The following is a 13,440-nucleotide window of genomic DNA, read 5'->3' on the forward strand; positions in this document are numbered from 1 at the left end:
AGGAAACGTCCAAGAAAGACAACAACCCGGCAACGCCGTGTTGCTGCGATGCACAATCTAGGTCCGGCGCGGCCCCGATGCAAGCGCTTTTTTGCAGTGCAGCATCGCAATGGAAGCATGGCTCCTCAGGCCGCAAACTCCGCGCGAATGGCCTCGCTGTGCTGGCCGAGCGAGGGCACCGGGCCGAGGCTCCGCGCCCCGTCCGACAGCCGTGCCGGGGGAGCGCCGATACCGATCGGCCCTGCCTCGGTCTCCACCGTGACCCGGCGGAAGGCCGGATGGGTCTTGAGCCCCTCGCAATCATTGACGAAGCCGAAGGCGATGTTGGCGCGCAGCAGCATCTCCGCGCAGGCGGCGCGATCGAGCGTGGCGAAGGTCCGGGCGATATAGGCGTCCACCATCGGCCGGTGCGCCACCCGCTCGTTGTTGCTGCGGAATCCTTCGCGCTGTGGCAGCTCCGGCTCCTCCAGGAAATGGGTGCAGAAATTGGCCCATTCCCGCTCGTTCTGGATGGAGATGAGCACCGGCACCCCGCCCGCCGTCTCGAAGGCGCCATAAGGGCAGATGGAGGGATGGGCGAGGCCGATCCGCGGCGGGTTCCGCCCCGTTCCCTCGTATTGCAGCAGCGGCACCGTCATCCAGTCCGCCATGCCGTCGAAGAGGCTGACGGCGATGCCCTTGCCCCGGCCGGTGATGCCGCGCTCGATCAACGCCTCCAGCACCGCCGCATGGGCGTGCATCCCGCAGGCGATGTCGCAGGCCGAGACGCCGACGCGCCCCGGCCCCTCGGCCCGACCGGTGATGCTGGCGAGACCCGATTCGGCCTGCACCAACAGGTCATAGGCCTTCATCTTGGCGTATTCGCCCTCCTCGCCGTAGCCAGAGATGTCGACGGTGATCAGCCGCGGATGCCGCTCGCGCAGCGCCGCCGAGCCGAAGCCAGCGCGGGCCATCGCCCCTGGTGCCAGGTTCTGTATGAAGACATCCGCCCGTGCCACCAGCCGCTCCAGCAGCGCCTTGTCGTCCGGCGCCTTGATGTCGAGGCAGAGGCTCTCCTTCCCCCGATTCAGCCAGACGAAATAGGAGGAGAGGCCCTGGGCCGCCGCGTCATAGGCCCGGGCGAAGTCGCCCTCCGGCCGCTCGATCTTGATCACCCGCGCCCCCGCATCGGCAAGGCGGGAAGCGCAATAGGGCGCGGCGACGGCCTGCTCCATCGAGACGACGAGCAGGCCCTTCAGCGGCTGGCTGCCCATCTTCAGTAGCTCCGCGGCATGCCGAGGACGTGCTCGCCGACATAGCTCAGCACCAGGTTCGTGCTGATCGGCGCCACTTGGTAGAGCCGCGCCTCGCGGTACTTCCGCTCGACATCGTATTCCTCGGCGAAGCCGAAGCCGCCATGGGTCTGGATGCAGGCCTCGCCCGCAGCCCAGGCGGCATCGGCGGCGAGCATCTTGCCCATGTTGGCCTCCTCGCCGCAGGGCTCGCCGCGCTCGAATTTGGCGAGGCCCTGGCGCAGCAACGCCTCGGCGGCGCGCATCTGGGCATAGGCCTTGGCGATCGGGAACTGGACACCCTGGTTCTGCCCGATCGGCCGGCCGAACAGCACCCGCTCCTTGCTGTACTCGACGGCCTTGTGGATGAACCACTTGGCATCGCCGATGCTCTCGGAGGAGATCAGCAGCCGCTCCGCATTCATGCCGTCGAGGATGTAGCGGAAGCCCTTGCCCTCGATGCCGACCAGGTTCTCCGCCGGCACCACCATGTTGTCGAAGAAGACCTCGGTGGTGTTGTGGTTCATCATCGTGCGGATCGGGCGGATGGTGAGGCCGTTGCCGAGCGCCGCCTTCATGTCGACGATGAAGGTGGAGAGCCCATCGGTCTTCTTCGCCACCTCGCCGCGCGGCGTGGTGCGCGCGAGCAGGAGCATCAGGTCGGAATGCTCGGCGCGGCTGGTCCAGATCTTCTGGCCGTTGACGATGTACTTGTCGCCTTCCCGCTTGGCGAAGGTCCTGAGCGCCGTGGTGTCCGTCCCGCTCGTCGGCTCGGTCACGCCGAAGGCCTGTAGCCGCAACTCGCCCGAGGCGATGCCGGGCAGGTAGCGCTGCTTCTGCTCCGGGCTGCCATGCTTCAGGATGGTGCCCATGATGTACATCTGCGCGTGGCAGGCGCCGGCATTGCCGCCCGAGCGGTGGATCTCCTCGAGGATCGCCGCGGCGGCCGAGAGCGGCAGGCCCGCGCCACCAAACTCCTCCGGGATCAGCGCACCGAGATAGCCCGCCTCGGTCAGCGCCTTCACGAATTCGGTCGGATAGGCGCGGTCGCGGTCTACCTGGCGCCAGTACTCACCGGGGAAGCGGGCGCAAAGCTTCGCCACTTCCTCGCGGATCTCGGCATGCGGGTCGGCGATCGGCAGCGACTGATCCATGGCGTGTTCCTCCGGGCTTCGGGATTAGGGCGCGGCCTGGGCCCTTGGCAAGCCAGGGGGAAGATGGGCTCCGCTGAGGCTTCAGGTAATTCGAATTCAGCGATGGCAGCCATAACCGTGCGCTATAGGCTGGCAGGATGGACCTGAAGCAGCTCCGCACCTTCCGCGAGGTTGCCGATTCCGGCTCCCTCAGCCGCGCCGCGGACCGGCTGCACCTGGCGCAGCCGGCGCTCTCCCGCCAGATCCGCCTGCTTGAGGCGGAGATCGGCCTGCCGCTCTTCGCCCGGCACGGGCGGGGGATGCAGCTCACCGAGGCTGGCACGGCGCTGCTCGAGCGCATCGACGGCCCGGTGCGCCAGCTCGAACGCGCGGTGGAGGAGGTGAGGGGCCTCGCCGGCGCCGTGGCCGGGCAGGTGGCGCTCGGGATGATGCCGACCATCGCCACCGTCCTCGCCGGGCCGCTGGCGCGACGGGTGGCGCTCGAGCATCCCGCGCTCTCGCTCCGCATCGTCGAGGGCTATACCGGCCATCTCGTCGAATGGGTCCAGCGCGGCGTCACCGATGCGACCCTGCTCTACGGGCCGGCGCCGGCGCTGCATCTCCGCGTCACGCCGCTGCTGATCGAGGAGATGGTGCTGGTCGGCGCCGCCGGCAGCGGCATCGGGCCGGAGCCGGTGCCCTTCGCCAGCCTCGCCGGGCGGCGCTTGGTGATGCCGAGCCGCCAGCACGGCCTCCGCCGCATCGTCGAGGCGGCGGCGGGGCGGGCGCGGATCGCCCTCAACGTCGCCTTCGAGGCGGACAGCTTCGGCGTGCTGAAGGACCTCGTGGTGAGCGGCATCGGCGAGGCGGTGCTGCCCCGCTCGGCCATCCGCGAGGAAGAGGCGGCCGGCCGCCTGCGCTCCGCCCCGCTGGTCCGGCCGGTGCCGCGCCGGCAGGTGGTGCTCGCCCTGCCGACCGACCGCGCCCCCTCCCGCGCCACCTCCCTGGTGCTCGCCCTGCTGGCCGAAGAGGTCGCAGCACGCGAGGCCGCCGGCGACTGGCACCAGATGGAGGCGGGGGCTACTGCCGCGGCAGCACCGCCTCCAGCGAGGTCCGCACCATCACCGCCGAGGGCCCCGGCGCCCGCAGCGCCGCCTCCAGCGCCGGCAGGTCCGCTTGGCTCTCCACCACCGTCACCGGCACCCGGAAGGCAGCGCACCAGGCGGCGAAGTCCGGGTTGACCAGACTGGTTCCGGAGACCCGGCCGGGATGCGCCCGCTCCTGGTGGATGCGGATGCTGGCATAGCTGCCGTTGTCGGAGAGGATCAGCGTCATCGGCGCCCCGCGTGCCACGGCGACGGCGAACTCACCCCCTGTCATCAGCGCCCCGCCATCGCCGACGAGGCCGATCACCCGCCGCTCCGGGTGGCGCAGCGCCGCGGCGACCGCGGCCGGGACGCCGAAGCCCATCGCGCCGGAGACGGGCACCAGCAGCCGCTGCGGCGGCGTCCAGCCGGCCTTGCGGTAGAAGGGCGCGCCGAAGGTGCCGGCGTCCAGGGCAACAATGGCATCGGCCGGCGCCACCCGCTCGATCAGCTTCGCCACCTCGGCGAAGGCGACGCCGTCGGGCCAGGCGCGTGGCGCCACCTGGCAGTCGGAGAGATGCAGGTCGTGCAGCCGCGCCGCCCAGGCCTCGCGCCCGGCCGATGCGCCGGGCGCCTCGGCCGCGAGCGCCGCGACGGTCGCCCGCGCATCGGCGGCGATCGCCATCTCGGCCGGGAAGAGCCAGCCGAGGAAGCGCGGATCGGCGCAGACATGGGCGAGGCGCTGCCCCGGCGCAGGCCAGGACCAGCCCTGGGTCGTGATGTCGGTCAGCCGCGTCCCCAGCGCCAGCACGAGGTCGGCCTCGGCGAAGGCCGCGCGCTGCGCATCCGGGTTGCGCAGGCCGAGATCGCCCGCATAGAGCGGATGCCGGTTGGGGAAGAGGTCCTGCCGCCGGAAGGAGACCGCAACCGGCAGCTGCCAGGCCTCGGCGAAGGCGAGAAGCGCCTCGCGCCCGCCCTCGGCCTCGAAGCCGTGGCCGGCGAGCAGGATCGGCCGCTCCGCCCCGCGCAGCAGCGCCGCCAGCCGCGCCGCATCGGCCGGCGAGGGGGCCACGGCCCCTGGCAGCGTCGCCAGCGGGGCGGGCGCAGCGCAATCCGTCGCCAGCAGGTCCTCCGGCAGGGCGAGCACCACCGGGCCCGGCACGCCGCCCATGGCCATCGCATGGGCGCGGGCGATCAGCTCCGGCACCTGCTCGGCATCCGTCGCCTCGCCAACCCATTTGGCGACGCCACGGAACATGTTGGCGTAGTCGATCTCCTGGAAGGCGTTGCGCCGCAGGTCCCGCCGTTCCACCTGGCCGATCAGCAGGATCAGCGGCACCGCATCCTGCTCCGCCGTATGGACGGCGATGGCGGCGTTGCAGGCGCCGGGGCCGCGCGAGACCAGCACCACCCCCGGCCGCCCCGTCAGCTTGGCATCGGCGACGGCCATGAAGCCCGCCCCACCCTCGCTCCGGCAGGTGACGAGGTCGATGGCCGAACCGTGCAGCGCATCGAGCAAGGCGATATAGCTTTCGCCGGGCACGCAGAAGGCGCGGTCGATGCCCTGCGCGGCGAGAAATTCCACGATGCGGTCGGCGGCGGTGGCCATCTGTGCGGCGTCTCCCCTGGTTCGCCCTGCGTAGACCCGGAGCCGCCTTCCGCCAAGCTCAGGACCCGCGCCCCTCCGCCGAAGTCTCGATGGAGAGGATGCGGTCGCCGGCGACGCCGAGGCTGGCACGCAGCTGCCGGCTCCGCTGCCCGTCCGTGCGGAAGCCGAGGACGCAATCCCACTGCGCCCGCGTCGGTGAGGGCGGCGTGCAGCCGAGGCCAAGGCCCTGCAGCCGCTGGATCGCCGGCGTGACCGGGGAGCCGAGCGGGAAGTCGCGCAGGAGCTCCGCCTTCAGCTCCGCCGCGGCGCCGGCCGGGCCGAGCCGCTGGAAGCGCTCGAGCGGTGAGGATGCCTCTCGCGCGGAGCCGAACCACGCCACCACCCCGACCGCGGCGAGGATCGCCCCGCCCAGCAGCGCGGCGCGGCGCAGCGTGCCTGCCTGCAGAGGCAGGCCTCCGGCGCCGGCCTCCCCCTCAATCATGCGCGATGGCGACGGATCAGCCGGCCCGGCGTCTCGCCGGTGAGGCCCTGGCCGGCGCGGAAGGTCGGGACGCCGTTGGTCCAGACCTCCTCGATCCCCTCCGATTCCTGCTTCGGGTTCTCGAAGGTGGCGCGGTCGATGACCTTGTGCGGGTCGAACAGCACGAGGTCCGCATAGGCCCCCGGCTTCAGCACGCCGCGGTCCACCATGCCGAAGAGGGACGCGGTGCGGCCCGTCATCTTGTGGATCGCCGTCTCCATGTCGAGCAGGCCGAGCTGGCGCGAGTAGAAGCCGAGCACGCGCGGGAAGGTGCCCCAGAGGCGGGGATGCGGATGCTCGTCATGCGGGATGCCGTCCGAGCCGATGACGGACATCGGGTGCGCCATGATCCGGCGGACATCCTCCTCGTCCATTTGGAAGGTGATGGCGCCGGCCGGGCTCAGCTTCTCCGCCGCGGCGCGCTGGTCCATGTTCCAGTTGCGCGCCACCTCGGCGAGGTCCTTGCCGGCGAATTCCGGATGCGGCACCGACCAGGTGATGATCACCCGCACGTCCTCGCGCAGCCGGTCCGGCATCAGTACGGTGGAGCCGGCCGGATAGGGGTACATGTCGTAGGCGACTTCCTGCAACGAGGCGCTGGCCTCGAGCAGCGCCAGCGTCTGCACGCTGCGGCCGTAATTCTCCGGCATCGAGCATTTGTGGTGGCTGATCCAGACCGGCACGCCGACCTTCTTGCCGATCTTCAGCGTCTCCTCGATCGAGGCGCAGACCCGGTCCGCCTCGTCGCGCATATGGGTGAAGTACATGCCCCCCGCGGCACGCAGTGGCTCGGCGACGGCGATGACTTCCTCCGTCGTCGCATGCATGTTCGGCTTGTACCAGAGGCCAGTAGAGAAGCCGGAGGCGCCCTCGGCCAGCGCCTCGGCGACCATCTGCCGCATCTTCGCTATCTCGGCATCCCGCGCCGGACGGTAGAGATCCTCGCCCATCACGCGGTAGCGCAGCGTCTGGTGCCCGACGAGCGCATAGGTGTTGACCGCAGCCGGCGTCTTCTTCAGCGCCTGCGCATACTCGCCGAAGCTGTCGAAGGCGAGGCCGCTCTCGCCGACCAGGTCGAGCGGCGGCGGCGGCCGGTCGCCGGTGATGCGCAGCGGCGCTAGCGAGACGCCGCAGTTGCCGACGACCACAGTGGTGACGCCCTGGCTTGACTTGCAGTGCAGGCAGGCCGGGCCGCAGAGCACGGCGCGGTCGTCATGCGTATGCGCGTCGATGAAGCCCGGCGCGACGGCCCGTCCGTTGGCGATCACCTCCCGGTCGGCGCTGGCGCCGCCGAGGTCGCCGACCGCCACGATCCGCTCCCCGGTGACGCCGACATCGCCCACCCGGCGCGGCCCGCCGGTGCCGTCGAAGAGGGTGGCGTCGCGGATGATGAGGTCGCAGCGCAGGGCCATCGGAGCGTCTCTCCCGGGTCGGGTTCGGTCCCCCAGGGTTACCCCTCCGCCGGGCCGGGGGGAAGGCGTGCCGGGCGTGAATTGCCAGGACCGGCCCCGCACGGCAGTCTCCCGCCCAAGCACAAGGGGGACGGACCATGATCGAACTCGACCGCCGGCGGCTGCTGGCCGGCCTTGGCGCCACGCTGGCCACGACGGGCGGGGCACGGGCCCAGGGCGCCGCCCAGCCCATCCGCATCGGCGTCCTGGCCGATTTCTCCGGCTCCTACCGCGACACCTCCGGCCCCACCTCCGTCGCCTGCACCCAGCAGGCGGTCGAGGATTCCGGCCTCGCCGCCCGCGGCATCCAGGTCGAGGTGCTGCAGGGCGACCACCAGAACAAGCCGGATGTCGCTATGGCCATCGCCCGGCAATGGATCGACCAGCGCGGCGTGGACATGATCTGCGAGGTCAACCACTCCGCCATCGCGCTCGCCCTGGCCGGGCTGGTGCAGGAGAAGAACAAGGTCCAGATGAACAGCGGCGCACTGAGCGCCGTCATCACCGGCGAGCGCTGCTCCGCCAACACCGTCCACTGGACGGCCGATACCTGGATGCTGGCGAATTCCGTCGGCCAGGCGACGGTGAAGAGCGGCGGCGACAGCTGGTACTTCGTCACCGCCGACTACGCCTTCGGCCACCAGATGGAGCGGGACCTGACGCGCTTCATCGGCGCCGCCGGTGGCAAGGTGATGGGCGCCGCGCGCTTCCCCTTCCCGGGCACCTCGGATTTCTCCTCCTTCCTGGTGCAGGCGCAGGCGAGCCGCGCCAAGGTCGTGGGGCTGCTGATGGCGGGCGCCGACATGATCAACTGCATCAAGCAGGCGCGGGAGTTCGGCGTCACGCGCCGCGCCCGGCTGGTCGGGACGCCGATGTTCATCACCGACATCCATGCGATGGGCCTGGAGACGGCGCAGGGGCTGACGGTCTGCGAGACCTACTACTGGGATCTGAACGACCGCACCCGCGCCTTCCTCGAGCGGGTGAAGCCGAAGACGCCCAACAACTACCCGAACCAGGAGCATGCCGGCACCTATTCCGGCGTGCTGCACTACCTGAAGGCGGTGGGCGACCTGGGCGTCGAGCGGGCGAAGGCGAGCGGCCTCGAGGTGGTGCAGCGCATGAAGGCGATGCCGACCGACGACGACTGCTTCGGCCCCGGCAAGCTGCGCGAGGACGGGCGGAAGATCCACCCGGCCCATCTCTTCGAGGTCAAGGCGCCCGGCGAGAGCAAGGGCGCCTGGGACTACTACCGCCTCATCGGCAGCGTCGGCGCCGAGGAGGCCTTCCGCCCCCTCAGCGAAGGCGGCTGCCCCCTCGTCCGGACCTGAAGCCGGGCTACGGCTCAGACCTCGACGCCGTAGATCTCCCGCGCCGCCTGGCGGGTGATGAGCCCATCCGCCACGTCGCGCTTCACGAGCTCCGGGTCGCGCGCCTTCGGGTCGCCCATGCCGCCGCCGCCCGGCAGCTTCAGCAGCAGCCGACGGCCCTTGGGGATCACCTGGAACCCCTTGGTGCGCAGCGGCGTACCGTTGGCATCGTTCAGCCCGACCCAGCCGCCCGCGCCCTCGCCGCCACCCTCGCGCCCCTTCGGCGGATTGGCGACGCGGTCGAAGATGGCGTTCACCGCGAATTCCGCATCGCCCTTGGCGCCGATCTCCATCACTTGGCCGAAGCCGCCGCGCGTCCGCCCGGCGCCGGCGGAATCGGGCCGGAGCTCCTTCCGCCAGAAGATCACCGGCGCGACATTCTCCGTCGCCTCCACCGGCATGGTGCGGACGCCGGAGGGGAAGGCGATGCCGTCCAGCCCGTCCTTTGTCGGCCGTGCCCCAGTGCCGCCGGAGTTGAAGGTGATGATCTCGAAATCCTCGGTCTCGGCGTTCTGGCCGGAAACCTGGCTGCCGCCCCGCAGCGGCGGGTTCCACAGCGCCGAGGAGCCCTCGGCATTCACCCGGTCCGGCACCGCCTGGTGGAGGCAGCCCATCATCAGGTCCGGCAGCAACTGCCCGACGACATGCCGGACGGAGACCGGATAGGGCCGCGGCGCATTGAGGATGCAGCCCTCCGGGATCACCATGTGGAAGGGGCTGAGCGAGGCCCAGTTGTTCGGGATCTCGGGCGCGACCACGCATTTGATCCCGAAGCAGGAATAGGCTCGGCAATAGGCCGGCGGCACGTTGATGCCGCGCGTCGAGAGGCCGGAGGTGCCGGCGTAATCGACGGTGATGCGGTCCTCCCCGATCGTCATCGCCGCCTGGAGCGTGACCTCGAACTCATAGCCATCCGACTTGATCTGCCCGCCATAGGTGCCGCGTGGGAGCTTCCTGATCTCCTCCAGCGTCGCATGCAGCGAGCTCTCGAAGATGTATTCGGCGAGCGGGTCGATGCTCTCCATGCCGAACTCGTCCATCATCTCGACGAGCCGCTTGGCGCCGGCATCGTTGCAGGCGCAGAGGGAGTAGACATCGCCTTCCAGCTCCACCGGCGTGCGGCTGCCGGCGCGGAGGAAGTCGAAGAAGGTCTCGTTCGGCCGGTTGCGGTCGAAGCACTTCACGATCGGGATGTAGAGCCCTTCCTCGAAGACGCTCCGCCCTTCCGGCCCCATGCCGAGCCCGCCGATATCGATGATATGCGCGGTGTTGGCGAAGAGCCCGACGATCCTGCCATTGCGGAAGGCCGGCGTGACCACGGTGAGGTCATGCAGGTGCCCGGTGCCGAGCCAGGGGTCGTTGGTGATGTAGTGGTCGCCCGGCTGCATGGTCCCGGCCGGGAATTTCGCCAGGAAATGCCCGACCGACTCCATCATGGAGTTCACATGTCCCGGCGTCCCCGTCACCGCCTGGGCCAGCATGCGGCCCTGCAGGTCGAAGATGCCAGCCGAGAGGTCGCCCGCCTCGCGCACCGTGGTGCTGAAGGCGGTGCGGATCATGGTCTGCGCCTGTTCCTCGACCACCGCGATGAGGCGGTTCCACTGGATCTGGCGCTGGATCGTCGCAAGTGCCCCGGTCTCTTTCATGGTCACGCCTCCTGCACCAGGTCGAGATAGCCGAGCCCATCCATCCGGCATGTCCAGCCGGGGCCGACCAGCGTGCTCGTCTCCGCCTCCGCCACGATGCAGGGCCCGCGCAGCGTGGCGCCCGGCGCCATGGCCTCGCGGTCATAGACCGCCCAGTCCTCCACCTCGCCCGTCGCCGTGTCCCGCACCGCCTGGTGGCGGATGGGGGAGGGGGCGGGCGCGTCCTCGACTTCGGCGGCTGGTGCCACCTCATCCACCAGCGTCGCCACGGTCACGGCGAAGCTCATAATCTCGACATCGCTGCCGGGCACCGGGCGGTCGTAGAAGCGGGAATACTCCTCATCGTAGAGCGCCCGGATCGCCTGCACATCGTCCGCGGTCAGGTCGCGCGCCGGCAGCGTGACGGCAATCTCGTGCCCCTGGCCGACATAGCGCATATAGGCGATGCGTCCCTCGGTGGTCGGCGCGCCGAAGCTGCCTTCCGCCACCACCCGCGCCGCCTCGGCCGACATGCCGGCGAGCAGCGCGTTCACCGCCGCCACGTCGAATGTGGCGAAGCGCTGGTAGAGGCTCTTCACCACCTCATAGGCAACCGGCGCGCGGAGGAAGCCGATGGCGCTGCCGACGCCGGCGCCGCTTGGCACCAGCAGCCGCTTCACCCCGATCTTCTCGGCGACGCGGTAGCCATGGACGGGCCCCCCGCCGCCGAAGGCGATGATGGTCCGCCCGCCGAAGCCCTTTCCGCTCTCGATCGCATGGACGCGGGCGGCGTTCGACATGTTCTCGTCGACCATCTCGATCACGCCGAGCGCCGCCATCTCGGCCGCCAGCCCAAGCCGCCCGCCGACCGCCGCCGCCAGCGCATCCCGCGCCGGCTCCGGGTGCAGGCGGAGATTGCCGCCGGCGAAGAGCAGCGGGTCGTAGCGGCCGAGGGTGAGGTTGGCATCCGTCACCGCCGGCTTCGTCCCGCCGCGGCCATAGCAGGCCGGGCCCGGATCGGCGCCCGCGCTCTCCGGCCCGACGGTGATCCGCCCCATGCTGTCGACGGCCGCGATCGAGCCGCCGCCCGCGCCGATCTCCACCATCTCGATCACCGGGATGCGCAGCGGCAGGCCGGAGCCCTTCTTGAACCGCCCGACGCGCGCCACCTCGAAGGTGCGGCTGGCCTGAGGCTGGTAGGCATCGATCAGGCAGACCTTGGCCGTGGTGCCGCCCATGTCGAAGGAGAGCACCTCGGTCAGCCCGCGCTGCCGCGCCACATGGGCGGAGAAGATGGCGCCGCCCGCCGGGCCGCTCTCGACCAGGCGGATCGGGAAGCGCGCTGCCGTCTCGAGCGAGGTCAGCCCGCCGCCCGAGAGCATCATGAAGAGCGGACAGGCGAGCCCCGCCTCGCGCAGCCCGACCTCCAGCCGCTTCAGGTAGCTCGCCATCAACGGCTGCACATAGGCATTGGCGACGGTGGTGGAGAAACGCTCCCACTCCCGCATCTCAGGCGAGACCTCGGAGGAAAGGGAGATCCGCAGCTCCGGCCAGAGCCGGTGGACGATCTCCGCCGCCTGCTGCTCATGCGCCGGATTGACGAAGGCATGGAGGAAGCCGATGGCCAGCGCCTCGATCCCCTCCTCCCGCATGAAGGCGACATGACGCTCGACCGTCGCGGTATCGAGCGGGAGCAGGACCTTGCCGGTATTGTCCAGCCGCTCCGTGACGGGCAGGCGCCAGCGGCGCGGCACCAGCGGCTGCGGCAGCTCGATGTTCAGGTCGTACTGATCGTAGCGGCTCTCGTTGCCGAGCGCGAGGACGTCGCGGAACCCCTCCGTCGTCAGCAGCGCGGTCTTCGCGCCCTTGCGCTCGATGACGGCATTGGTGGCGAGCGTCGTGCCATGGATGACGAGGGCGATGTCGGCCGGCCGCAGCGCCGCCTTCTCGAGGACGACCCGCACGCCCTCCAGCACGCCGCGCTCCGGCGCCGACGGGGTGGTCAGCACCTTGGCGGTCCAGCGGCCATCCTCGGTCTCGACGGCGAGGTCGGTGAAGGTGCCGCCGATATCGACGGCCAGCTTTGCACTCAAGCTCCATACTCCGCTGCAAAGCGCTGCGTCACCGCACACGCCTTCTCGAAATCCTCCATCCGCATGGCCTCATGCGGATTGTGGCTGCCATTCTGGTTGCGGACGAAGAGCATCCCCGACGGGATGCCGGCGTTGGCGAAGGCGCCTGCGTCATGCCCGCCGCCCGAGGCTATTACCTTGGCCGGGATGCCGAGGGCGCCTGCCGCGCGCCGCAGCCCCTCTTGCACGCCGGCGTCCATCAGCGCCGGCCGGCTGCCGCCCTCAGCGCCGAGCTCGAAGCGCACGCCGCGTCGCGCCTCGATCTCCGTCACCTTGTCGTAGAGCACCTCGAAGAGCCGGTCGCAGTTGCGCAGGTCGACGCTGCGCACGTCGAGCATGAAGCGCGCCTCCCCGGCGATCTTGGTGAAGCCCGCCTCGGCCGTGGTCGCCAGGGTGCAGAAGGTGCAGACCATGGCGCGCCCCTCCGCATCCAGCCGGCACCAGGCCTCGTCGAGGGAGACCGCCAGCTCGGCGAGCGCGATGGCGGCATCCCGCCGGTACTTCCGCGGCGTGCCGCCCGAATGGTTGTACTCGCCGAGCACCCGCGCTGCCCGCAGCCGCCGGCTGCCGGGGATGCCGGTAACGATGCCGACCGGAATCTCCTCGGCGTCCAGCACCGGCCCCTGCTCGATATGCACCTCGAGATAGGCGGCGACGTTGTCCGGCCCCAGCACCCGCCCGCCACGCTCGACGAAGCCGGGGTCGAAGCCCTCCTCCCGCATGTGGTCGGCGAGCGCCCGGCCGTTATCCATCCGCTTCACCGCCAGTTCGTCCGGTGCCAGCATCCCGAGCGCGCCGCGGCTGCCGGGATAGCTGGTCGGGAACCAGGCGCCCGCCTCCTCCGCCCGGGTCACCATGACGGTGATGTCGCGCGCCGGGGTGAAGCCCGCCCGCTTCATTCCCGCGACGGCGGCCAGCCCCGCCAGCACCCCCGCCGCGCCGTCGAAATTGCCGCCTTGCGGCACGCTGTCCAGATGGCTGCCGAGGATGACTTGCTTCGCCCCCCGGTCCGCGCCCGGCAGGGTCATGTAGAGGTTGCCGACCGGGTCGGCCTTGCTCTCCAGCCCGATCGCCTCTGCTGCTTCCTTGACCAGCGCATGCGCCATCCGCTCGCCCGGCCCATAGGCGTCGCGGGTGACGCCGACCCCGTCGAAGCTCCGCGTCCGCAATTCGGCGAAGAGCCTGTCGGCAAGGTCCACATCCGGGGTCAGGTTCGGCAGCATCCGATCACTCCTTGCCGTGGC

9 protein-coding genes and 1 pseudogene are annotated in these 13,440 nt (G+C 70.6%); 2 read left to right on the plus strand and 8 right to left on the minus strand.

Annotated features, from left to right (window positions below):
- Positions 1 to 125: 125 nt before the first annotated feature.
- The gene (locus EP26_RS08180) at positions 126 to 1,253 is read right to left on the minus strand and encodes a CaiB/BaiF CoA transferase family protein (RefSeq protein WP_043337685.1); all 1,128 of its coding nucleotides are present in this window, start codon (positions 1,251 to 1,253) and stop codon (positions 126 to 128) included.
- Between the two features lie 2 nt (positions 1,254 to 1,255).
- Complete coding sequence (locus tag EP26_RS08185) at positions 1,256 to 2,425, minus strand: acyl-CoA dehydrogenase family protein (protein ID WP_043337686.1); 1,170 nt, start codon at positions 2,423 to 2,425, stop codon at positions 1,256 to 1,258.
- A gap of 137 nt (positions 2,426 to 2,562) precedes the next feature.
- Here EP26_RS08185 and EP26_RS32970 point away from each other — a divergent pair.
- Positions 2,563 to 3,426 (plus strand): annotated as a pseudogene (locus EP26_RS32970) (LysR family transcriptional regulator); the annotation flags it as partial.
- 58 nt (positions 3,427 to 3,484) lie between these two features.
- Here the strand turns inward: EP26_RS32970 and EP26_RS37330 are convergent.
- The 3 genes from EP26_RS37330 to EP26_RS08200 are packed head-to-tail and all read right to left on the minus strand — an operon-like array spanning position 3,485 to position 7,030.
- The gene (locus tag EP26_RS37330) at positions 3,485 to 5,098 is read right to left on the minus strand and encodes a thiamine pyrophosphate-binding protein (protein WP_043337688.1); all 1,614 of its coding nucleotides are present in this window, start codon (positions 5,096 to 5,098) and stop codon (positions 3,485 to 3,487) included.
- Between the two features lie 58 nt (positions 5,099 to 5,156).
- Positions 5,157 to 5,579, minus strand: coding sequence for a hypothetical protein (locus EP26_RS08195; RefSeq protein ID WP_043337689.1), 423 nt, complete (start codon positions 5,577 to 5,579; stop codon positions 5,157 to 5,159).
- Positions 5,576 to 7,030: an N-acyl-D-amino-acid deacylase family protein gene (locus tag EP26_RS08200; protein WP_043337690.1), complete on the minus strand. Its 1,455-nt coding sequence runs from the start codon at positions 7,028 to 7,030 to the stop codon at positions 5,576 to 5,578. Before EP26_RS08200 ends, EP26_RS08195 begins: the two co-directional genes overlap by 4 nt.
- Before the next feature lie 137 nt (positions 7,031 to 7,167).
- Between EP26_RS08200 and EP26_RS08205 the strand changes: the two genes are divergently transcribed.
- Positions 7,168 to 8,400: an ABC transporter substrate-binding protein gene (locus tag EP26_RS08205; protein ID WP_084112390.1), complete on the plus strand. Its 1,233-nt coding sequence runs from the start codon at positions 7,168 to 7,170 to the stop codon at positions 8,398 to 8,400.
- 14 nt (positions 8,401 to 8,414) lie between these two features.
- On the opposite strand, the gene EP26_RS08210 is transcribed toward EP26_RS08205, so the two are convergent.
- From EP26_RS08210 to EP26_RS08220, 3 genes are read right to left on the minus strand one after another with little or no spacing between them, the layout of a single operon-like run.
- Positions 8,415 to 10,085 (minus strand): hydantoinase B/oxoprolinase family protein, encoded by a 1,671-nt coding sequence (locus EP26_RS08210; protein ID WP_043337691.1) that lies wholly within the window; start codon positions 10,083 to 10,085, stop codon positions 8,415 to 8,417.
- Between the two features lie 2 nt (positions 10,086 to 10,087).
- On the minus strand, positions 10,088 to 12,157 hold the full coding sequence (locus EP26_RS08215; protein WP_043337692.1) for a hydantoinase/oxoprolinase family protein: 2,070 nt from the start codon (positions 12,155 to 12,157) through the stop codon (positions 10,088 to 10,090).
- Positions 12,154 to 13,419 (minus strand): hydantoinase/carbamoylase family amidase, encoded by a 1,266-nt coding sequence (locus tag EP26_RS08220; protein ID WP_043337693.1) that lies wholly within the window; start codon positions 13,417 to 13,419, stop codon positions 12,154 to 12,156. Before EP26_RS08220 ends, EP26_RS08215 begins: the two co-directional genes overlap by 4 nt.
- Positions 13,420 to 13,440 lie beyond the last annotated feature (21 nt).

Source organism: Belnapia moabensis DSM 16746 (genome assembly GCF_000745835.1).
Taxonomy (GTDB): domain Bacteria; phylum Pseudomonadota; class Alphaproteobacteria; order Acetobacterales; family Acetobacteraceae; genus Belnapia; species Belnapia moabensis.

Bases quoted from the DNA above. Each gene is read 5' to 3' on its own strand.
- EP26_RS08180 (WP_043337685.1), bottom strand. From the start codon at position 1,253: ATGGGCAGCCAGCCGCTGAAGGGCCTGCTCGTCGTCTCGATGGAGCAG.
- EP26_RS08185 (WP_043337686.1), bottom strand. From the start codon at position 2,425: ATGGATCAGTCGCTGCCGATCGCCGACCCGCATGCCGAGATCCGCGAG.
- EP26_RS37330 (WP_043337688.1), bottom strand. From the start codon at position 5,098: ATGGCCACCGCCGCCGACCGCATCGTGGAATTTCTCGCCGCGCAGGGC.
- EP26_RS08195 (WP_043337689.1), bottom strand. From the start codon at position 5,579: ATGATTGAGGGGGAGGCCGGCGCCGGAGGCCTGCCTCTGCAGGCAGGC.
- EP26_RS08200 (WP_043337690.1), bottom strand. From the start codon at position 7,030: ATGGCCCTGCGCTGCGACCTCATCATCCGCGACGCCACCCTCTTCGAC.
- EP26_RS08205 (WP_084112390.1), top strand. From the start codon at position 7,168: ATGATCGAACTCGACCGCCGGCGGCTGCTGGCCGGCCTTGGCGCCACG.
- EP26_RS08210 (WP_043337691.1), bottom strand. From the start codon at position 10,085: ATGAAAGAGACCGGGGCACTTGCGACGATCCAGCGCCAGATCCAGTGG.
- EP26_RS08220 (WP_043337693.1), bottom strand. From the start codon at position 13,419: ATGCTGCCGAACCTGACCCCGGATGTGGACCTTGCCGACAGGCTCTTC.